At 55.4% G+C, this 19,142-nt stretch carries 28 protein-coding genes; 3 read left to right on the top strand and 25 right to left on the bottom strand.

Annotated features, from left to right (window positions below; genetic code table 11):
- Window positions 1-2: 2 nt before the first annotated feature.
- The 9 genes from ACMGGP_RS13720 to ACMGGP_RS13680 all read right to left on the bottom strand — a co-directional run bounded on the left by ACMGGP_RS13720 (window position 3) and on the right by ACMGGP_RS13680 (window position 6,536).
- Complete coding sequence (locus ACMGGP_RS13720; RefSeq protein ID WP_060680948.1) at window positions 3-311, bottom strand: phage tail assembly protein; 309 nt, start codon at window positions 309-311, stop codon at window positions 3-5.
- A 56-nt stretch (window positions 312-367) separates the two neighbouring features.
- Window positions 368-883: a phage major tail tube protein gene (locus ACMGGP_RS13715; RefSeq protein ID WP_060680951.1), complete on the bottom strand. Its 516-nt coding sequence runs from the start codon at window positions 881-883 to the stop codon at window positions 368-370.
- A 12-nt stretch (window positions 884-895) separates the two neighbouring features.
- Window positions 896-2,065: a phage tail sheath protein gene (locus ACMGGP_RS13710; protein ID WP_060680953.1), complete on the bottom strand. Its 1,170-nt coding sequence runs from the start codon at window positions 2,063-2,065 to the stop codon at window positions 896-898.
- A gap of 130 nt (window positions 2,066-2,195) precedes the next feature.
- A complete protein-coding gene (locus ACMGGP_RS13705) occupies window positions 2,196-2,660 on the bottom strand; it encodes a tail fiber assembly protein (RefSeq protein WP_498798558.1) in 465 nt (154 codons plus the stop codon).
- A gap of 5 nt (window positions 2,661-2,665) precedes the next feature.
- On the bottom strand, window positions 2,666-4,099 hold the full coding sequence (locus ACMGGP_RS13700; protein ID WP_498798557.1) for a phage tail protein: 1,434 nt from the start codon (window positions 4,097-4,099) through the stop codon (window positions 2,666-2,668).
- Window positions 4,096-4,707 (bottom strand): phage tail protein I, encoded by a 612-nt coding sequence (locus ACMGGP_RS13695; RefSeq protein ID WP_064690385.1) that lies wholly within the window; start codon window positions 4,705-4,707, stop codon window positions 4,096-4,098. Before ACMGGP_RS13695 ends, ACMGGP_RS13700 begins: the two co-directional genes overlap by 4 nt.
- The gene (locus tag ACMGGP_RS13690) at window positions 4,704-5,618 is read right to left on the bottom strand and encodes a baseplate J/gp47 family protein (RefSeq protein ID WP_498798556.1); all 915 of its coding nucleotides are present in this window, start codon (window positions 5,616-5,618) and stop codon (window positions 4,704-4,706) included. Before ACMGGP_RS13690 ends, ACMGGP_RS13695 begins: the two co-directional genes overlap by 4 nt.
- Window positions 5,605-5,961: a GPW/gp25 family protein gene (locus tag ACMGGP_RS13685; RefSeq protein WP_498798555.1), complete on the bottom strand. Its 357-nt coding sequence runs from the start codon at window positions 5,959-5,961 to the stop codon at window positions 5,605-5,607. The genes ACMGGP_RS13690 and ACMGGP_RS13685 overlap by 14 nt, the downstream gene beginning before the upstream one ends.
- Window positions 5,958-6,536: a phage baseplate assembly protein V gene (locus ACMGGP_RS13680; RefSeq protein ID WP_498798554.1), complete on the bottom strand. Its 579-nt coding sequence runs from the start codon at window positions 6,534-6,536 to the stop codon at window positions 5,958-5,960. Before ACMGGP_RS13680 ends, ACMGGP_RS13685 begins: the two co-directional genes overlap by 4 nt.
- 81 nt (window positions 6,537-6,617) lie before the next feature.
- Between ACMGGP_RS13680 and ACMGGP_RS13675 the strand changes: the two genes are divergently transcribed.
- A complete protein-coding gene (locus tag ACMGGP_RS13675) occupies window positions 6,618-7,904 on the top strand; it encodes a hypothetical protein (RefSeq protein ID WP_498798553.1) in 1,287 nt (428 codons plus the stop codon).
- 102 nt (window positions 7,905-8,006) lie between these two features.
- Here the strand turns inward: ACMGGP_RS13675 and ACMGGP_RS13670 are convergent, their stop codons facing one another.
- The 12 genes from ACMGGP_RS13670 to ACMGGP_RS13615 form a co-directional block, all read right to left on the bottom strand.
- A complete protein-coding gene (locus tag ACMGGP_RS13670; RefSeq protein WP_498798552.1) occupies window positions 8,007-8,453 on the bottom strand; it encodes a phage virion morphogenesis protein in 447 nt (148 codons plus the stop codon).
- Entirely contained in the window at window positions 8,446-8,877 is a 432-nt protein-coding gene (locus ACMGGP_RS13665; protein WP_498798551.1) for a phage tail protein, read from the bottom strand. Before ACMGGP_RS13665 ends, ACMGGP_RS13670 begins: the two co-directional genes overlap by 8 nt.
- Complete coding sequence (lysC, locus tag ACMGGP_RS13660) at window positions 8,840-9,079, bottom strand: Rz1-like lysis system protein LysC (RefSeq protein WP_229518726.1); 240 nt, start codon at window positions 9,077-9,079, stop codon at window positions 8,840-8,842. The genes ACMGGP_RS13665 and lysC overlap by 38 nt, the downstream gene beginning before the upstream one ends.
- Window positions 8,973-9,401, bottom strand: coding sequence for an Rz-like lysis system protein LysB (lysB, locus tag ACMGGP_RS13655; RefSeq protein ID WP_498798550.1), 429 nt, complete (start codon window positions 9,399-9,401; stop codon window positions 8,973-8,975). The genes lysC and lysB overlap by 107 nt, the downstream gene beginning before the upstream one ends.
- On the bottom strand, window positions 9,398-9,769 hold the full coding sequence (locus tag ACMGGP_RS13650) for a DNZ54_00345 family protein (protein WP_498798549.1): 372 nt from the start codon (window positions 9,767-9,769) through the stop codon (window positions 9,398-9,400). Before ACMGGP_RS13650 ends, lysB begins: the two co-directional genes overlap by 4 nt.
- Before the next feature lies 1 nt (window position 9,770).
- Entirely contained in the window at window positions 9,771-10,280 is a 510-nt protein-coding gene (locus ACMGGP_RS13645; RefSeq protein WP_498798721.1) for a lysozyme, read from the bottom strand.
- Window positions 10,261-10,473 carry a phage holin family protein gene (locus ACMGGP_RS13640; RefSeq protein WP_010248730.1) on the bottom strand — a complete coding sequence of 71 codons (213 nt, stop codon included), beginning with the start codon at window positions 10,471-10,473 and terminating at the stop codon, window positions 10,261-10,263. Before ACMGGP_RS13640 ends, ACMGGP_RS13645 begins: the two co-directional genes overlap by 20 nt.
- Before the next feature lie 3 nt (window positions 10,474-10,476).
- Complete coding sequence (locus ACMGGP_RS13635) at window positions 10,477-10,680, bottom strand: tail protein X (protein ID WP_010248731.1); 204 nt, start codon at window positions 10,678-10,680, stop codon at window positions 10,477-10,479.
- Window positions 10,680-11,144 carry a head completion/stabilization protein gene (locus ACMGGP_RS13630; RefSeq protein ID WP_064690396.1) on the bottom strand — a complete coding sequence of 155 codons (465 nt, stop codon included), beginning with the start codon at window positions 11,142-11,144 and terminating at the stop codon, window positions 10,680-10,682. The genes ACMGGP_RS13635 and ACMGGP_RS13630 overlap by 1 nt, the downstream gene beginning before the upstream one ends.
- 99 nt (window positions 11,145-11,243) lie before the next feature.
- Window positions 11,244-11,888, bottom strand: a complete 645-nt coding sequence (gene gpM, locus ACMGGP_RS13625) for a phage terminase small subunit (RefSeq protein ID WP_498798548.1) — start codon at window positions 11,886-11,888, stop codon at window positions 11,244-11,246.
- 3 nt (window positions 11,889-11,891) lie between these two features.
- Complete coding sequence (locus ACMGGP_RS13620; protein WP_425017170.1) at window positions 11,892-13,064, bottom strand: phage major capsid protein, P2 family; 1,173 nt, start codon at window positions 13,062-13,064, stop codon at window positions 11,892-11,894.
- Between the two features lie 44 nt (window positions 13,065-13,108).
- Window positions 13,109-13,966 carry a GPO family capsid scaffolding protein gene (locus ACMGGP_RS13615; protein WP_498798547.1) on the bottom strand — a complete coding sequence of 286 codons (858 nt, stop codon included), beginning with the start codon at window positions 13,964-13,966 and terminating at the stop codon, window positions 13,109-13,111.
- A gap of 103 nt (window positions 13,967-14,069) precedes the next feature.
- On the opposite strand from ACMGGP_RS13615, the gene ACMGGP_RS13610 reads away from it, so the two are divergent.
- Window positions 14,070-15,875 (top strand): terminase ATPase subunit family protein, encoded by a 1,806-nt coding sequence (locus tag ACMGGP_RS13610; RefSeq protein WP_498798546.1) that lies wholly within the window; start codon window positions 14,070-14,072, stop codon window positions 15,873-15,875.
- Window positions 15,875-16,915: a phage portal protein gene (locus ACMGGP_RS13605; RefSeq protein WP_498798545.1), complete on the top strand. Its 1,041-nt coding sequence runs from the start codon at window positions 15,875-15,877 to the stop codon at window positions 16,913-16,915. The genes ACMGGP_RS13610 and ACMGGP_RS13605 overlap by 1 nt, the downstream gene beginning before the upstream one ends.
- A 38-nt stretch (window positions 16,916-16,953) precedes the next feature.
- Here the strand turns inward: ACMGGP_RS13605 and ACMGGP_RS13600 are convergent, their stop codons facing one another.
- The 4 genes from ACMGGP_RS13600 to ACMGGP_RS13585 all read right to left on the bottom strand — a co-directional run bounded on the left by ACMGGP_RS13600 (window position 16,954) and on the right by ACMGGP_RS13585 (window position 19,081).
- Window positions 16,954-17,571 (bottom strand): TIR domain-containing protein, encoded by a 618-nt coding sequence (locus ACMGGP_RS13600; RefSeq protein ID WP_498798544.1) that lies wholly within the window; start codon window positions 17,569-17,571, stop codon window positions 16,954-16,956.
- 2 nt (window positions 17,572-17,573) lie between these two features.
- Complete coding sequence (locus tag ACMGGP_RS13595; protein WP_498798543.1) at window positions 17,574-18,302, bottom strand: hypothetical protein; 729 nt, start codon at window positions 18,300-18,302, stop codon at window positions 17,574-17,576.
- A gap of 227 nt (window positions 18,303-18,529) precedes the next feature.
- Entirely contained in the window at window positions 18,530-18,796 is a 267-nt protein-coding gene (locus ACMGGP_RS13590; protein ID WP_498798542.1) for a hypothetical protein, read from the bottom strand.
- 99 nt (window positions 18,797-18,895) lie between these two features.
- On the bottom strand, window positions 18,896-19,081 hold the full coding sequence (locus tag ACMGGP_RS13585; protein ID WP_154210520.1) for a hypothetical protein: 186 nt from the start codon (window positions 19,079-19,081) through the stop codon (window positions 18,896-18,898).
- Window positions 19,082-19,142 lie beyond the last annotated feature (61 nt).

Below are 19,142 nucleotides of genomic sequence, written 5' to 3'. Positions count from 1 at the left end.
CGTCAGGCCGTCGCTAAATCCGACAGAACCGACTTCTTCAGCAAAAAAGTGACCACCTCTACCGACAGGCTCACCAGATCGGCAGGGTCCATTTCGTTAATTTCCGCCGTGGTCAGTGCCGGGGTGGTGATACGCGGCAGCACGGTGATCAGTGCGTTCACGTCCATGTCCAGCAGCGCCTGCAGGCGGGTGCCGCGCAGCGCACCGGACTGCGGCTTGCGCACGGTGACGGAGGTGATTTCGGTTTTGCCGCGCAGGATCGGGGTGTCCAGCTCAACGACTTTTTCATTTGGCGTGGTTTTGTCAGTCATGATTTGATTCCGTTAAAAAGAGAGATAAGCGGCAGGCGCAGCGCCTGCCGGGATGATTACAGGCCCAGCGCGTTGCGGTGAGCTTCCATCAGGTCGGTGCCGCCCACGATTTCGATCATGTTCACCAGATCGCACTCATAGAGCACTTCGCCGTTGATGGTCAGCTTTGCGTAACTGTTGGTGCCGGACACTTTGGTGGTGCTGGATTCGCCGGTTTTCCATTCGCCGGAGTCCAGCTCCTTATAGCGTCCGCGCGTGACCAGCTCGACCGCCTGCACTTCGCCGGTGTCGTCGCGCTGAATGGAGCCGGTAAAGCGCAGCTGAATGCCGTCCACGGTGGTGGTGCCCATCTGCTTAATCAGCAGCGCTTCAGTGCCGCCAATGGTGAATTCCGTATCCAGCGCGCCATCGTCCAGGCCCATGTCAATGTCCACAGCACCGGCCATGCCACCGCCGCGATACTTCTCAAACTTGCGGGTGAATTTCGGCAGCGTCACGGACTCAACCAGCCCCTGCCAGTTGTTGCCTGCGTTGAACAGGTTCAGATGCTTGAGTTTGCGGGGTAATGCCATCTTTCCGTCTCCTTATGCGCTGACGCGGCTGCTGAAATCGAGCAGGTACTGGTCTGTGATGCGCTGGCGCAGCAGCAGGTTTTCCAGCGGCGGCACCGGCGTGTAGTCGTAATCGATCAGCAGCTTGCCCGCCTTGAGCGTGTCTTTATCGTTAACGCTCTCATCCAGCCAGCAGTCCGCACCAATCAGATAGCCCTGAGTCACCAGACTGCGCAGCTTCGCGCGAATGCTCTCGATGATGTCGCGGGCCAGCGACGGGTTCAGCGCACCGTCAACGGACCACATCTGCCCTTCAGCCATCGTGTCCATCAGCACCTGCGCGGTGCGGGTGTAACACTCAAACTGAAACAGCGGATCGTCGCTGAGGCAGCGGGAACCCCAGAAGCGGAAGCCGTCTTTACGGATAAGCGTGGTGACGTCGTTCTGGTTCAGCAGGCCCGCATCAGTGGCCGGATCCTGCAGGTCCCAGAAGACGTCTTTTGAAATGCCGGTGACGCCGTTCACGCCAACGTTTGACAGGGACTTGTGCCAGCCGGTCTGCTCGTCAATTTTGGCGCGCAGGCCCAGCGCGCGGGCGGTGGCGTAAGCCGTCGCGTCTGCCTTCAGCACGGTGTCAAAGTTGATGAAGTCAGGCCAGATCAGCATCCCTTCGCGCTGGCTGAAATTGCTGCGGTAGGCAATCGCCTCTTCAACACTCTTGCAGCCGTAGGCGGACAGGTAGGCGAAGCCGCGCAGACTCTGCGCCACGCCCAGCAGCTCGGTGGCGACGGCTTTGGTGTCGTGGCCCGGCACGCCGAGAATGCGGGGTTTTACGCCGCAGACGGACTGCGCGGCCAGCAGCGCCTTCATGCCGGTGCGCTGGCCGTCGGTCACGCCGCCGATGATGTTGGCGGTGGTTTCCGCTTCGGTTTCGCCCTGCGGCACGCGCACGACGACGGTGACGGGTTTGGACTGATCAGCGATGGCGTCCAGTGAGCGCGCCAGCGTGCCGGACTCTCCGGCCTTGCCGCTGGCTGTGAGTACGTCGGTTAACAGCACCGGGCGGTTTAGCGGAAAGGTGGCCGCGTCGGCGTCGTCGCCGGTACAGACCAGTCCGACAATCGCGGTGCTGACGGTGGTGATAGTTCGCGTGCCTTCGTTGATTTCCTCAACGCGCACGCCGTGGTGATAATCCTGTGCCATAGGGCGGTTCTCCTGTAAAGGGGTTCCGCTATGGTGAGAGGTGTCGGGCGCGGGCGCACCCGGCGGGCATTGTGTGGAGAATCACACAAGGTAAGGCCGTAAAAAAGCGCCCCTTCGGGCGCTGTCGCTGTCAGCCTGGCGGCTGTGGCCACTCCTCCGGCGACTGTGTATCTGCATCTGTCCGGTTCAGCAGTACGCGGTATTTTTTCCACGCAGTCAGCTGCGTCTTTTCCTCATCCGTTGCCATATCCAGGTCAACCGCATCCTGCAGCATCTGCACTTTTTGCGTAGCCTCGCGAAGACGGGCGGCAAGGATGGCCTGCTTCGCCTGCGTGCTGAGTTCAGCAACCATTGGCGAGCCTTTCACAATCTCGCCGCTGATAAGCTGACAATCCTGCCCGACAGATTCAAACTGCGCCTGCGTCAGCTCTGCCAGCTCCATGGCAGAATAGTTCTCTGCATCGGCCTGGCTGAAGGCAATCATCATGGCGTCGATATAGTGCCCGGCATTAACCGACACAAAGTAACGATTCTCAAAAGGTTGAACCTGGTCCGCCTCGCTCTGCTCAGCTGCAAAATTTTCCTGTGTGCTCATGTTCATCACCAGATTGCCAGAAGGTTAACGTTAAGGGCCGAATCATTGTTGTTATAGATACCGGCGTTACCTGCACCGACGCCAGTTGACCATACCGCCGGATCGCCGTTGATGCCGGTTATGAATATGGCCGGCGGAGCCGTAAAGCCTGCCGGATATGTCCAGATGACATTAGTTTTTGCCGGGATACTCAGGTTCTGACGGCACCACTGCGCGCCGTTCGGTAGCTTCGTCCAGGCACCGTTTCCGTTAGTGCCAGCCTGAAATTGCCCGTAAGCGACGGCGCTGTTAGCACCTGTACCGCCCGCCACGACAAAGCCCTGGCCAGCATCACCGCCCTTAAAGGCATAACCTCCCAGCACGTAATTCAGGCGAGCATTGCTTACAGCGGCGTTTGTTTCGCCGCTATTGCGTACATAAAAATCCGTCTGGTCATTGCCATTTACGTTGGCTTTTTTACTCAGTCCGTCATTCAGCAGCGAAACCGGCACGGCGGCGCTGCCATCCGTGGGCGCACTCATCACCAGGAACTTCTGGGACGGCGAGCCGCCCAGCAGGGCGCGCAAAGCCAGCGCAGTGTTCATTTGCCCGCGATTAACTGCATGTCCATCTGCGGAGGCGTCTTTGACAGAAAACTGCTGATTAACGTTACCCGCAAGCAGCGCGCGCGCCGCAAGCTGATTGGTCATTGTGGTGGCAAAGTTCGGATCGTTACCCAGCGCCGCCGCCAGTTCGTTCAGCGTGTCCAGCGCCTCCGGGGAAGACGCTACCAGCTGCGCAATAGCGGCCTGCACAAAAGCCGTTGTGGCAAGCAGCGTTGAACTGTTACCCGCTGAAGGCGTCGGGGCTTTTGGCGCTCCGGTGAATAACGGGCTTTCTTTAGGCGCGTACTGCTTATGCGGGTCAGCAGCGGCGATGTGCTTAGCCATCAGGTCATCCGCGTACTGCCTGACCTCAATCACGGCCTGACTCACCTTGCTGTCAACATACTGCCTCGTTGCCAGCACTACGGAAGGGTCAATTTTCAGGGTGATAGCGTCAGTGCTGTTAACGATCAGGATCATGCGCACGGTCTGCGTGCGGCCGCTGCCCTCCTGCAGCGCGGGCTTGTAGGTTTCCGGCGTGTTACACACCGCAATCAGCGTCCCGTCCGCATCAAACAGCCCCATTTCCCGGATCCAGAATCCGCCCTCCGCTTCAGGGATCACCTGCTCAGCAATCACCTGGCTGGCATTGGCCGCATCATTGCTCAGCGAATTGATAGCGGCGCGGCGCACCTCGTTAACCAGCTTTGTCTGGCTGGCGTTCGGCGTCGGCAGCGTGCCGCCGCCGTCGCCCACGGCCATCTGTGTGATGTTCAGTTTTGTGCCGAGCGCGGCGGCGTTGGCAATCTTCGCCGCGCCCAGGTTGGTTACGATCGCATAGTATTTTTGTGTCATGGTCCAACTTCCATCAGGTCAATAACGTGTACCGCCGCGCCGCCATAAGCCGCGCCGCTGACGGAGATAATTTCCGGGGTGTACGGGTAAACGGTCAGGTCATCACCGTCATAGCTGGCTGCTGCCATGCGTGTTTCACCGCTGACCTGCAGGTTGATGGACATTCCAAGCAGGTGACGGCTGCAGGGTTTTGCATCGCTGATCAGCCGCTCAAGCTCCTGATAGGTTTCTTCAGTAATGCCCTGGTCCTGCACGCCAATGTCCAGCCGGAACGTGCCGGGCGGCTCACTGGTTTTCCACCACTCAATAACCCGGATCAGGAAGCCGAACGGCTCCACCACGCGGCGGATGGCGCTGATGGTGCCTTTGTGCTGATGAATATAAAACGCATCGCTCACCACCTGCCGTTTGACGCTCTCAGCCCAGCTTTCGTCCCAGCGGTCAACTGAAAAGGCCCAGGCCAGATAGGGCAGAAAGCTCACCGGGCAGGTGGCCGGGTTCCACAGGTCGCGCAGCGGCACGTTCAGCCCGGAAATCCCGCTGCACGCCTGCGCCAGGCGGCGCTCCAGCGCAGACGAACCGGGCGGCATCAGGCTGCTGTTGCTCATGTCGCCCCCTGATCGCCCGCCACGGAAATGTCCGTGCCGGTGCAGTAGCCCGCCTGCGTGCGGTCCATGATGATGTCCTGCGCCGGTTCGGTGATTTCCACCCAGTCCACACCGGCCACGCGCATCACCGCCCCGTAGGACTCACGCCGCACGCTGCGGCCCAGCTTTTTCTGCTCGGTCAGGTAAGCGGCCAGCTTCGCATTTGCCGCCTCAAGGCAGGGACCGGCGGCCACGCCGTCGAACAGGTGCAGGTTGGCCTTCACGCTGTAGCTGCGGATGGTCGCCCCCTGAACCGTCACGCGGTCGGCCACCGGGCGCACGCTGTCTGCGTTCAGCGCGGCGTCCACTGTAGTCAGCAAATCCGCTGCCGCCGTGCCGTCGCCCTCACGGCTCAGGACGGTGATCAGCACCGTCGCAGGTGACGGACTGATGGCGGATACGTCCTGCACCCGGCCATCGGCGCTTTTAGCGTGAAACTCATACGCGCCCGTCGGTCCGGCCACGCTCAGCCCCTCAAACGCCTCCGGCACGCGCACGCGCAGTGCGTCGTCCGATTCCATCACCGCATCCACCGGCGGCACCGCGTCGGGATTCGCAGGCGTAATGGTCAGGCGCTTCACGTTATTACGGGCGGCCTGTTGGTCCAGATCGCTGCCGATTGCGTAGGCCACCATCACAGCCTGCGCCGCCTCATTGATGCGCTGGCGCAACAGGATTTCGCGGTAGGTGTTTTCCTGCAGACTTTTCACAATCGGGTCAGACTCCAGAGCCAGCACGCGGCGCATGGCAGCCTGTTCATCCGCTGGATAAAGCGCAATCAGCGCCTCTTTACGCTCTGCGAGCAGCGTTTCAAAGTCCGGCACCTCAATAATCTGCGGTGCGGGCAGCTGGGAAAGATCAATTACCGCCACTTTTCACCCCCGTAGAGACAGACATGGCAACCGGTGAGCCGTCGGCGCGCTGGCCGGTCAGATCAACCTGCATAGAGCCGTCAAAGTCGCTGGTAAGGTTTACAGTACTCAGCCTCACGCGAGGTTCCCAGCGGCTGATGGCGACATACACTGCAGCCATTATCTGCAGGTGGAGCACGTCGTTCTGTGGCTGGTCAATCAGCACCGACAGCAGCGAGCCGTAATCACGCCGTGCGATGCGGCTGCCTTCCGGGGTAATCAGGATGTCGCGCATGCTTTGCCGGATGTGATCGATATCGGTAATAGCTTTGCCGTTATCGCGGTTCATGCCGAGGTACATCATTGCGGGCCTCCTGACATATCGGTGCCGGCCTTCACTTTGTTGTGTAAGTGCTTATCAGCAATCACGCCGTTAGAACTCATTGAACCGCCGCCGTGGGTCACATCACCGTTCATCGTGGTGTCACCGTTAATCCGTGTCTGGCTTGCCTCTATCCCCAGCGCATCGGTGATCAGCTGAATGCCGTCTGCCGCTTCAATGCGCACACTTTTGATGTTCTTAATCAGCAACTGGCCCGTTTCCGGCTCGTACTGAAACCAGCCACCGTCCTTAAACACGGTGGTGGTGCCGTCTTCTGAATAGTCGGGCGGCGGGAAGGCTTCGGAATAAATGGCAGGCAGCGCAAAGGCGGTTTCAAGATTGCCGCCCAGGCTCAGCAGCACAACCTGCTCCCCGACGGTGGGTTTCCACCATGTGCGGGTGCTACCGGCGCGCAGGGTGAGCCAGTTAATCCAGTTGGTTTCAAGGTCGCCCGTTTTCACCCGGCACAGCCAGTTCACCGGATCAACCTCGGACACGGTGCCGGTGCGGATCAGGTTGGTGATAAGGCGCATGATTTCGGTGAGTTGTGTATTCATAGCTCTATGATCTATTAGAACTACGAAACATTCCCTTTCTAATGATTGTGTGATAAACAATACAAAAAAGAGAGGGTATAAATGAAAAAACAAGTCCACGAAGTTTTTGGAATATCTCCTACAATACTTGCTGATTCGTATGTAGATAGAGGTAATTTAGATAAAGAGATTGCCAAAAAATTACTCAGGCCGATTCATCTTGCTTTAAGAGGAGAATCAAAGTGTGGTAAGTCTTGGTTGAGACAAAAAAACATTCCTGACGCTATCGTTGTTCAATGTAGATTAAAAACGACAGTTCTCGATATTTACATGGATATTCTTTCTCAACTTGACATTAGCTTGATTTTAGAGCGGACAGAAAAAGACTCAATAAAAGGCAAGATGGAAAGTTCGGGTGAAGGCGGTATCGGTTTAATTGCAAAGCTAAAAGTCAAACTTGGATTTGAAACATCTGAAGAAGAAATAATTAAAAAGGGAAAGGTCGGACAGGATATTAACGACTTGCGGTTTATTGCTGCAATAATAAATGAGTCTGGAAGGAAAGTAGTTGTAGAAGACTTTCATTACTTAAATACAAATGAAAGAGAGATATTCGCTTACGATTTAAAAGCCTTGTGGGACTATAAATGTTTTTTTGTCATTATTGGTGTTTGGACAAAGACGAATTTGTTGATATTTTTAAACCCGGATCTTGCAACTCGCATCGAAGAAATCCCAATTTCGTGGAGCAGATCTGATTTAGATAGGGTCATTGTTAGCGGTTCAAACACATTAAATGTCAAATTATCTGATCACTTAAAAAAATGTATGCTTGACGACTGCTACGGAAATGTAGGCATACTACAACAACTCTCCTTAAATATTCTGGATGAAGCAGACATTGAGGAAGAGTGCTCCTCGCTTACAAAGATAGATGATCATGCTAAGTTCGTAGATGCAGCTATGAAGTATGCCGATCAACTCAACTCAAGATATCAAAAGTTCGCTAAAGATATTTCTTCAGGTATACGTCGAAGAACAGAAACAACTGGTATTTATGCACATGCTATGGCTGTCATAATGGACTCTAGTGACGCTGAGCTAATTAATGGGTTAGAACTTAATTCAATATTCAAAGTCGCATCAAAAAGACAACCTCGGATTTTGAAAGGCAACCTTAGAACTGTCCTTCAGAAAATAGAGGAATTACAGGTTGACAATAATGATAGAGGATTGGTTCTTTCATATAACGATGCAACTGATGAGGTAACTGCTATCGATCGAACAATCCTAATATATAGAAAGTATGTAACAATACAATGGCCTTGGGAGGATTTAATAAATGAAGCCAAAGATTCCTTTGGAACTGAAGGAAGTATAATAGTTTAAAAAATATTTATTTTTTATTTTAAAAAACCTCACAAGCCTAATAGTGGTTATTAATTAGGCTTTTTTTAAAGTTTCTTCAGGTTTTATAAAAAACAAATGTGTTTAAATTTTTAGTAAAGACGTTAGCAAATTTAATACAATAACCTCTACTTCTTGGTTTAAACCTATCAAAGAACGCTGCGCATATTTTACTTCGATGCCCCTGCGACATACCCTATCCCGCAGCCCGTAGTGATGAACTCGAGCAATCTGCTGAGTCCGCCCCGTAAACCCTATTTCAGCCTCATTAGCGCTGGCTTTAGTCCTCAAAAACTTAGATGTTTTAAGCTTGGTGAACATTTTTCGCTTTATGCGTCCCTGTTTTGTGCGGGCACTAACGCGGCGCGGCTCCCATGCGGTGCCGTCCGGGGAACGTTGTGCAGTGATGTTTGCCTGCTGAATGCGGCGCACGTCGCGTGCCACCTCGCGCAGCATCTTTTTCCGGGCTGCCGGTTCCAGCTGTGAGAGAAGCGCAGACAGCCAGGCATCCATTTCATGCAGTTCAGCCATGCTTCACCGTCCAGAATTCCTCCGGTACTTCAGGTTCCGGCACCGCCTCAATGTGCGCCTTCCCGTCCTCCACGGTCGCTATCACGCGCTCGGTCAGCTTCAGGTCCATGCTGATGTCGCAGCGGTCATTAGCAAGAATATCGACCTCAAACGAAAACACGTTTTCGCGCGCGTCGCTGTTCTGCAGCGCATCGGGCTGGTTTTCCCGCAGCCACAACAGCACCGGGGCCATCAGTAGATTCTGGTCGCCGGTGAAGTCGGTGATCACCACGTTCAGCGTATAGCGATACTCCCACGACAGGGACGCGGCGGACGTGGCGACCAGCTGGCCGCTGTCCACGAACAGGTGCAGGCGGTCCGGGTTTTCGGCAACGTAGGGGACCGACTTATTCAGTGCGCTGCGTAAGGACTGCGGCTTGTTCATCGTCTTTTTCCTGACAGCTGATGATGGTATCCACCTTACCGGCACATGCCGCCCAGGCGGCCTCGGTTTCGTCCAGCAGGGCCAGAAGATCGCCGTTAGTGCGCGGCGCTGCCGGGTCCAGCTGGCAGCGGGTGATTTTCGGACAGCCACTCACGGTAAGATTCACCTCCTGAGAGGGCCGGTCGCTGGCGCAGCCGGACAACAGGATCAGGCAGAGTGGTATCACTCCAGCGGCGCAGGTCTTCATTTTCACGTTTCAGCTCCTCAATCTTTCGCTGCCGGTCGCGCAGCAGCTGGCCGTTGCGTTCGGCGGCGGCGTAAAGCTGCGTCTGTGCCTGGCTGCTGGTCTGCGTCAGAATGTTCAGGGCAATCAGCTGGCTGTTTTTCTGGCTCAGCTTTCTGGCCTGGTCCGCAATCGCGGTCTGCTGCGCGTTAATTCTGGCTATGGCGCTGCTCAGCCGGTAACACTGCGCGCCTGCATAAACCATCAGGCTCAACACGATGGCCGCCAGTGCGCGAATCATGCTGCCACCCGCTCAAGCTCGAGCCTGATCATCAGGCAATAAAATGCCGCAAGCAGCCCGATAAACGCCGTCAGCTTCCAGCCCGCCGCGCACATTACTCCCGCAATAAATATGCGGTGATACCACCTGATCGGAATGCGGTCAGACAGCTGCGCAAACTTCAGCAGCCAGACAAACACCCGCTTACGATCTCCGCCGGTAAGGCTGCAGGCGTACAGGCCGGTAAAGCCTGCAACAACCCACGCGAAGAAGTCAGCCCACAGCAGGGCCGCCAGCGGATAGCCCGCAAAGCTGCCGTGACTGATGCTGACCAGCGTCAGCAGGACGGTGAGTAACGCCGTAAACCACCATTTTTTAACCATCTGCATTTCAGACTCCTTTTAGGCACCAGGCCATCTCTCGCCCGCGCCGGTTATCCAGCCCCTGATTGAATACGCCTTTCACGTACACCCAGCGCGGCAGCTGATAACACGCCTCGCGCCACTGGCCCTTTTTCAGCAGCGCCACCATCGTAGAGCCGCAGACGTTGCCGGTGCCGACGTTGAACGCCAGCGACACCAGCGCGTCATAAACCTGCTGCGGCATGGAGACCGCCACGCAGCGCGCCAGTGCCGCCTCGGTGCGTAACACGTTGGTGATGAAATTCCCCGCCGCCTGCCGTTCCGTAATGGACCTGCCCGGCACCACGCCGGAGGTGTTGCCGATCCCGTCGGTCCACTTCCCCGCGCTGCACTGGTACGGCTGCAGGCGGCAGCCCTCATAATCGGCAATGAGCCGCAGCCCCTCCACGGAGGTGTGCAGCTGCTGAAAACCGGGCAGCGTGGCGGCCAGTGCCAGCACCACGCCCACGGCGCAGCGCTTAACGATCTGCAGATTCATAATCACCCCGCGTGATGCGCCCGCTCAGCAGCAGCTGATAGGTTTTGTGTTTGTAGTACCAGCTGATAAGCGCCATCAGCAGGCCGATGAATACCCCGGCCACGGTGGACATGTCCTTCAGGTCCATGCCGCCCAGCCACGCCATCACTACCGCCATGCACCAGGTGATAAAGGTGCTGATTTTTTCCCACATGATTCAGTCCCAAAGCTGGACGGCCTGCACGGTGGCCGTCGTTGTCACGTCCGGCAACTCCACCTCCAGCCCGTGCGGTAAGAGGGGGCCGTGCTCCGCCAGCCCCGGATTTGCCTGCAGTACCTGTTCCGTCATCCCCTGCGTGCGCCCGTAGTGACGCCAGCAGAGTGCGTCCACCGTGTCATACTGCTGCGCACGCACTTTCATCAGATAAGCTCCACGGTGCAGTGCGGCATGTCCTGCACGCGGCTGATGGCCCAGCGCGCATCGCGCCACAGGTCGCCGCTGGCATCATTCAGTTCTTCGCCGCGCTTAACTGCTGTTGCGGTGGCGTCAAAGTCCTGATAGCGCTCGTTCAGTACCGCACGCGTCCAGCACCACACCGCATTCATGTAGTGATGCAGGCGCACGCTCTCACCGGCCAGCTTCTCAGCCGGAACGTCGGCCAGGCCGTTATGACCGGCCAGCTCCTGCCGCTCACGCCACGGGTAAAGCTCCGCGTTAACCTCCGCCATCGCGGTCAGCACCACCTGACGCAGACGCTCCGGCGTCACGGTGCCGTCAACGCGCATGACGCTGCGGAACTTCGCCAGATCAACGTCCGGCCAGAATGAGTTATTGGGGATGATGTCCGGCGCTGCCGTCGCCTTCTGTGGCGCGATAAATTCCATTGCTCTGTTACTCCTGAATAGGTGGGCGGTGGACGGGGTTTTGATGCGGCGCTGCCTGTCGCCACCCCGTGCCGCCCCGCGCGTGGGCACGTCCGGTTATCAGCTGGCGTTACGGATTTTCCGCTCCAACTGCTCAATGTCTTTTTTAACGCCGCATTTCTCGTCCAGCTGCAGGGCGCGCTTCAGATGGTTCAGCGCTGACGCCGGGCTGCTTTCCGTCAGCACCCAGCCGATGGACTTGTGCAGACGGGCGCGCGACTGATCGGGCATGTCGTGTGCGTCCACCACCTCCAGCGCCTCCAGCAGCAGGGCCGGATCAAAAGGCGTCTTTGCCAGGATGGCGGCCTTTGCCGCGTCGGCAATTTCTTCGGCCAGCACCGTCGCCGTGGTGCGGCTTCCCAGCGGCATCACCCAGCCGTGTTTCAGCGCGTGGCGGCCAATTGCGAGCGCACCGGTATAGTCACCGGCGTCAATGCGCCACAGCATCACGTACATCAGCACGTCGTCCTGCTGCGCGCCGTCCGCGCTCAGCACGCCTTCAGCCCAGGCGGCGTACTTCGGCAGCACCTCCACCTTGATTTCGGCCTTTCGGACGTTGGACTGAATACCCTTGAGGCGGCGGCGGTCTTCGTTCAGCTGCAGCAGCATCAGGTCATAGCCCTTTGTGCTGCGGCCACTGCCGCCCGACCGGGCGGCCTCCTGTGCCTGAATAAAGCGCGTATGCGCGCGGAAAGGATTGCTCACGGGTTACGCTCCGGCGTTCTGGTCAGCGCCAGCGCTGCCGGTTGAGTCACCCGCGCCGCTCATGGACTTCACCACGCTGGCCGCCACGGCGGCGATGCGTGCGATTTCCGCTTCGCTCATTTCGCCCGGCTCTTTCTCCGGCTCCGGCTCCAGCAGCTCGATGTTTTCCACCAGGCAGGTGCAGTCGTAGTCCTCAACCACGTAAGCCTCGTTAACCGACTCAAGGTTTTCGATGCGGTCACGTTTCGGGTTGTCGATGATCGAGCGGCGGCGGGTTTCTTCCTGCCAGTAGATGGACAGGTTATCCAGGCGGGTGATCAGCAGCGCATTCGCCGGGAAGTACGGAGCGCGGACCGCCTGCAGGCCGCCGATGCGCTTCTGGCTGATGATCAGATCAGCGGCCAGTGCTTCGGTGTTGGGCTGGCTCTGGTTGACCAGCGGGAAATACTTATCAGCCAGCAACTGGCGTCCGCAGATCACCACCAGTTCGGTGTCGTCCTGATACTGCACGCCGATTTTTTCCGACACCGCGCCCATCACAACCGCGTCCAGGTTACGGAACAGGCCGTTTTTACCCACGGTGATTTTGTCCGACACCACCTTGCCGTCGTCACCGATGTGCTGACCCAGCACCTGCGCCGGTTTTTCCTGGCGGATTTTTTCCAGCCAGCCAATATTCACGTCCTGCAGCAGCGGGTTCTGCACGCGGTTGGAGGTCTTCTCACGCTTCAGGCCGTTGAAGCCGATCATGATGCGGTCCAGCGCCTGACGCTTCACGATGGCGTCACGGATGCGCACCTGGAAATCGCTGAACTTCGCCCACATGTCCAGCTTTGAATAAGGCAGCGCCGTGTCAAAGTTGGTCTGCGTGCATTTGTAGCCATCGCCGTCAATGTAGGTCGGATCGGTCGGCTCGCGCTCTTTCTGGGTGGTATCGGTGGTGCCTGCAATGGTGGTGCCGATCCCCAGCCCCAGCCGTTCGCCGCTCTGCTCACTGACCGGCATGATGTTGATGGCCTGCAGGAACGCGGACGACTCCTGAATTTTGCTTTCCAGCGTCTGCGACACGGACGGCTCGATGGTGAATTTGCTGTTCAGCGCGGACAGATCAATCTTGTTGATTTCTGCCAGCACCGACATGTAAGCATTCAGCTTAAAACGGGTAGTATTTTTCATCGCTTCGCTTTCTCTGTTCGTTAAAAAGGTTTGCCGCCGCTGTATCAGCAGTCGGTGCGCACTTCGCCGCCGCTGCCGTTACCCTGCGTGCGCGGGCGGACCTGCTGGCGGCCATCTTCCCGGCTCAGCTGCTGCTGCAGTTCGGTAAAGTCCGCCTGCAGCTTTTCGCGCTTCAGCACTTCCTCACCCAGCGCACTGCTGAAATGCGATTTCAGGCTGTCGGCCTGTTCGCTCAGCGCCGTTTCAATGCGCGCGCTCAGGTCCTGCTGCTCGGTGGCAATCAGCTCAACGGCCTGATGCACGTCGCTGAAGCGCGCCGCGTCGGTCTGCTGCTGTCTGCTGAACATCGCTTTGATGCGGGTAAACAGGGCGGGCTTTTCGTCGGCCACGTTCTCAAACTCGATCAGGGTTTCTTCAGCGGCAGAGAAAACGTTGTCAGGATGCTGCTTGCGGTTTGCCAGCGGGTTCGCCCCGGCGCTGGCGCTGAACTGCAGCATTTCCGTGCCGAGGCTGGCCGGATCGTCGGTAACGGCCAGGCCAATCAGATAGGCCGCGCCGGTGTCCGCGAATTCCGGGCGGATTTCCATAGAGGTAAAGATTTTCTGCATGGTGCCAGTCAGCGTGACCAGCTCGTCAGTCGGGTTGATCAGGGCATACAGCCCCAGCTTGCCCTTCAGCGGGCCGTCGCTGATTTCTTCAGCGTCCAGCGCTTCCACTACGCCGAAGCGACGAAACGGACTGTCTGGTGTGTAGCCCTTGATGTGCTCCATGTTGATCACGGCGGTATACAGCTCAGGGCTGTAATTTGCCGCCATCTGCTCAAGCCAGCTGCGCTCGATAGTGCGCCCGTCCGTGGTGGCACCTTCCACCCCGATACGAAAACGCTTTGCTTTCTTTGCCATTGTCCAGGCTCCGGTCAGTAAAACTCTGTGAGGCTCTATGGTTGTGGCGGCAGGGGTATCGAAACAACGCGCGGACGTTGTGCGGGAAACCACACAATGAGGGATGGCGGAAAAGGAAGCGGCGGGGCCGTATTTTGGCTGCATGAACATGACACCCGCCCCCGACGACCTCGATCCCCGCAGGCAGGCTTTACTGCTGTACTTTCAGGGATACCGTATCGCCCGCATTGCTGAAATGCTGGGAGAGAAACCCGCAACCGTTCACAGCTGGAAAAAGCGCGATAAGTGGGGCGACTATGGCCCGCTGGATCGGATGCAGCTGACCACAGCCGCACGCTACTGCCAGCTCATCATGAAGGAGCAGAAGGAAGGGAAGGATTTTAAGGAAATCGACCTGCTGGCGCGCCAGTCAGAGCGCCACGCCCGGATCGGTAAATTCAGCAACGGCGGCAATGAAGCGGACCTCAACCCGAACGTTGAGAACCGGAACAAAGGCCCGCGTAAGCCCCCGGAAAAGAACCTGTTCAGCGACGAACAGATTGAGAAGCTGCAGGAGGTTTTCCACAGCTCGATGTTCGGCTATCAGCGCCAGTGGTGGGAAGCCGGAAATAAATATTCGGTACGCAATCTGCTGAAGTCGCGCCAGATTGGTGCGACCTTCTTTTTTGCCCGCGAGGCGCTGATCGATGCGCTGACCACCGGGCGCAATCAGATATTCCTGTCAGCCAGTAAGGCGCAGGCGCACGTCTTTAAGCAGTACATTATCGAGTTTGCCCGCGAGGTGGACGTAGACCTGAAGGGCGACCCGATGACGCTCAGTAACGGCGCGTGCCTGTACTTTTTAGGCACCAACGCCCGTACCGCGCAGAGCTATCACGGCAACCTGTACCTGGATGAATATTTCTGGATCCCGAAGTTTCAGGAACTGCAGAAAGTGGCGTCCGGCATGGCGCTGCACAAGAAGTGGCGCGAAACCTACTTTTCCACCCCGTCCAGCCTGACGCACAGCGCCTATCCGTTCTGGTCTGGTTCGCAGTTCAACAAGGGCCGGGCCAAAGCGGACAGGGTTGATATCGATCTCAGCCATCAGTCACTGGCCGCCGGTCGCCTCTGCGAAGACGGACAGTTTCGCCAGATCGTCACGGTTGAAGATGCAGTGCGCGGCGGCTGTGACCTGTTTGACCTGGAGCAGTTGCGCACGCGCTACAGCCCGGAGGACTACCAGAACCTGCTGATGTGCGTCTTCATGGACGATCTGGCGTCGGTGTTCCAGCTGGCCATGCTGCAGAAGTGCATGGTAGACAGCTGGGAAGTCTGGAGCGACTTTGAGGCGCTGGCGCTGCGCCCGTTCGGCTGGAAAGAAGTGTGGATCGGCTATGACCCGGCGAAGGGAACGCAGAACGGCGACAGCGCCGGATGCGTGGTCATGGCACCGCCCGCCGTGCCGGGCGGTAAGTTCCGTATCCTTGAGCGCCACCAGTGGCGCGGGATGGACTTCCGTGCGCAGGCTGACGCCATCAGAACGCTGACGCAGCAGTATAACGTGACCTATATCGGAATCGACTCCACCGGCGTCGGGCTGGGCGTGTATGAGAACGTCAAAGCCTTCTTCCCGCAGGTGAAAGAATTTGTCTATAACCCGAACGTGAAAAACGCCCTGGTGCTGAAGGCTTACGACACCATCGCCAGCGGGCGGCTGGAGTTTGACGCCAGCCACCTCGACATCGCGCAGTCATTCATGTCTATCCGCAAGGCCACCACGGCCAGCGGCAACCGTCCGACCTATGAAACCAGCCGCAGCGAAGAAGTCAGCCACGGCGATTTAGCCTGGGCGACCATGCACGCGCTGGCAAACGAGCCGCTGCAGGGACAGGCGGCACACACGCAGAACATTGTGGAGATTTACTGATGAGCAAACGCAGGAACCGCACCCGCACGCAGCCCGTGCCGCAGCCAGATAACATGACCAGCAGGGCAGCGTCGGAGGCGTTTACCTTTGGCGACCCGATCCCGGTGCTGGACCGCCGCGAACTGCTGGACTACGTGGAGTGCGTTATCAATGATCGCTGGTATGAACCACCCGTGAGCGTTGACGGGCTGGCGCGCACCTTCCGCGCCGCCGTGCATCACAGCTCACCTATCAGCGTAAAGTGCAATATTCTGGCGAGTACCTTTATCCCGCATCGCCTGCTGAGTCAGCAGGCGTTCAGCCGCTTTGCGCTGGATTACCTGATTTTCGGTAATGCCTACCTGGAGAAGCGGACCAGCCGCCTCGGTAACGCGCTGAAGCTGGAGCCATCGCTGGCGAAGTTCACCCGGCGCGGCCTTGACCTGGATACGTATTGGTATGCGCACTATGGCATTAACACGGAGCCGTATGAGTTTGCGAAGGGTAGTGTGTTTCACCTGATGGAGCCGGACATCAATCAGGAGATTTACGGCCTGCCGGGCTACCTGTCGGCTATCCCGTCGGCGCTGCTGAATGAGTCGGCTACGCTGTTCCGTCGCAAGTATTACCTTAACGGCAGTCATGCGGGTTTCATCATGTACATGACCGACCCGGCGCAGAGCCAGCAGGACGTGGACAATATCCGCGGTGCCATGAAAAGCGCAAAGGGCCCTGGCAACTTCCGCAACCTGTTTATGTACAGCCCGAACGGGAAAAAGGACGGCATCCAGATCATCCCGCTGTCAGAGGTGGCGGCAAAGGATGAGTTTCTGAACATCAAGAACGTGAGCCGCGACGACATGCTGGCCGTTCACCGCGTGCCGCCCCAGCTAATGGGGATCATCCCGAACAACACCGGCGGATTTGGTGATATTGAAAAGGCCAGCAAGGTGTTTGTGCGCAATGAACTCATGCCATTGCAAAAGCGTTTTGAAGAACTTAACGTTTGGCTTGGAGAAGAGGTAGTAAAATTTAGTCGTTATGAATTAGAGTCTGAATAATATAAGGATTGGAGCATAATTTATATGCTCCAATACATTTACCAACTAAACAATGATTTTGCGCGGATTGCAGGAACATCTACAGAGTTTCTTTTAGCTGCAGGTTCCATGGCTTTTCTTTTGTCAAAAGCCTGATCTATGTAAAATTCTGGGTTTTTTATAAAATCAGAGTATTTTACTAGTGAGCAAAAAACATCCGTATCGTTGTAATGCGGGACCGTTGTTTGGTAAACATGATTTTCTTTTATTAAATAAGGCAAGTAATAGTCATATCCCCACCCGACCTTTCTAAGGTTGAGCCCACACCCACAACCTCCATCTGCACATGTTGCTGGAGTAAAAACATAATCATAAATTTCGTCTCTAATGACACCAATCAATCCATTATAGTTGTCACCCCAAAGCGAAGCTTGTATTTCAGAATTAACAAACGGCCTATTTTTCGTTTCACTCCCAATTAACACTATAGTGACCGTCGTATCAGCTAGATAGTCTTCGCGAATCTTTCTCATAATGGACTCTTCGCTTATTGTCGTACTTATATCCCCATCACTAACGGATTTATCTATGAAATTAGCACCCCCAAACTTTTCTATTAGTTCATCTTTTAAATCTTGTTCATTTGCGTGATGGTAGCTCAAAAAAGTTTTATGCATTACTAACTCCATTTCTTTAAGTTAACATTAAATTTAGTAGCAAATTCACCACTAAAAAATTTATTCACATCAGAGAATCCATCTAATATTTTATTAAAATGATAATAATGGATTTGCACTGTGCCTATAGGTGTTAAGTGGTAGGGCAATGAAATGAAATCCCCATTATTATTTTTATCCTGAGTAAGAACACTATCCTTCTCTGACACATATTTATGCCAGCGCCTGTAGTTATTTTGATGTTCAGTCAGAAAAATATTCAGCACCTTCAAAGCTTCATTTGCAATATTGTATAGCTCTCTATCTCGTTGCCTTTTCAAATTTAGGATTCTTATTTCTGTCCTAATGAAATTATAGCATTCAAAATATGAGTTAAGCACTTCATCAAATGCATCATGATGAGCATCTAACTTGAATAAGCTCCTCTTGGTATCAAGGTAATTCTTAATTGTTTTTTTGAACAGAATGTCAGAGTTATCAAAAAGAACATTTACTCCTCCAAAATTTAATTGCTCAATTCTGAATGAGTAACGTTTATAAGCAGCACCAATGATTAACAAGTAAGCAACCAAGCATAAAATTAGAACCGATAAAAATGCCTTTATGATTCCGACATTGGACATAAAGTTCGCAGTAAACCACCATTTTTCAAATGGTGAAAAGGGTATAGACCCCATGAAAACCATGAGTAGTGCAAACAAACTCCCCCAGGCAAGCCAGTATTTTAACATAGGATTAATCCGTAAAATTTTCTTACGAATTTACAACAAAATTTTGTGTTTTAAAAGCTCTTGCGCGCGCTCGTAGCCCCGCCACGCCTGCCCACTTTATGCAGTGGTTTTCATGCAGGTGCATGACATAAACAAAAGCCCGCCAGTACTGGCGGGCCGAAGGGTAAACGATCCTTTTGGGATCTTGCGGATTCATGCAGCATAGACATGCACTCACGCGCACAGTGTCAGAACAGAGATAGATTGTTATCTGGCGGGGTAGATTTCGTTTCAACCAGGATAGAATTTTTAATCGCCTGCAGATAAAAAAGACCCTGCGAAAGAGAGACAGGGGCAGAAATCTCAAGCCAGAAAACATAATCATAAGTCCGGCCTAACCAGAAGCCGCCGCCGTTCTCTTTTGGCCGCTGAAAGAAAACCAATCCGCCAGGCGCATAATCAGTCAGGTTTTCGCCCCGGTAAATTACCTGGTAATTCGAATCGCTTCCGGCCATCGCCTAACGCCTCGTGGTACTCGTTGTTCAACCTTGCCAGTGCCAAAAATAAATTTTGTCACCAGCAACGTTATCAATATGCCTGGCTGCGAACTCACGCTACTCCGCAGCGTAAAAAATCTCATCGTCGGAGACTTTTTCGCAGCTCGAATGCGCTAACTCAGCGATGATACTCATCGCCAGTTTCATGTCAGATTGCTTGCAATTTGCTATGAGCGACACCTCAGCAATGAACTGAACGCAAGCCATCTTACGGTTTATCGGTGCCAAATCTTGAGTGTCCATCTAACCCTCCCTTTACTCTAAAGACTGTATAACCATACAGTATTAGATGCGTTACGAAATG

The organism is Curtobacterium sp. BNK-1, from assembly GCF_048685235.1.
In the GTDB taxonomy this organism is placed as follows: domain Bacteria; phylum Pseudomonadota; class Gammaproteobacteria; order Enterobacterales; family Enterobacteriaceae; genus Pantoea; species Pantoea agglomerans.
The sequence above is the reverse complement of the archived record's forward strand: the minus strand, read 5'-3'. Positions and strand labels throughout refer to the sequence as shown.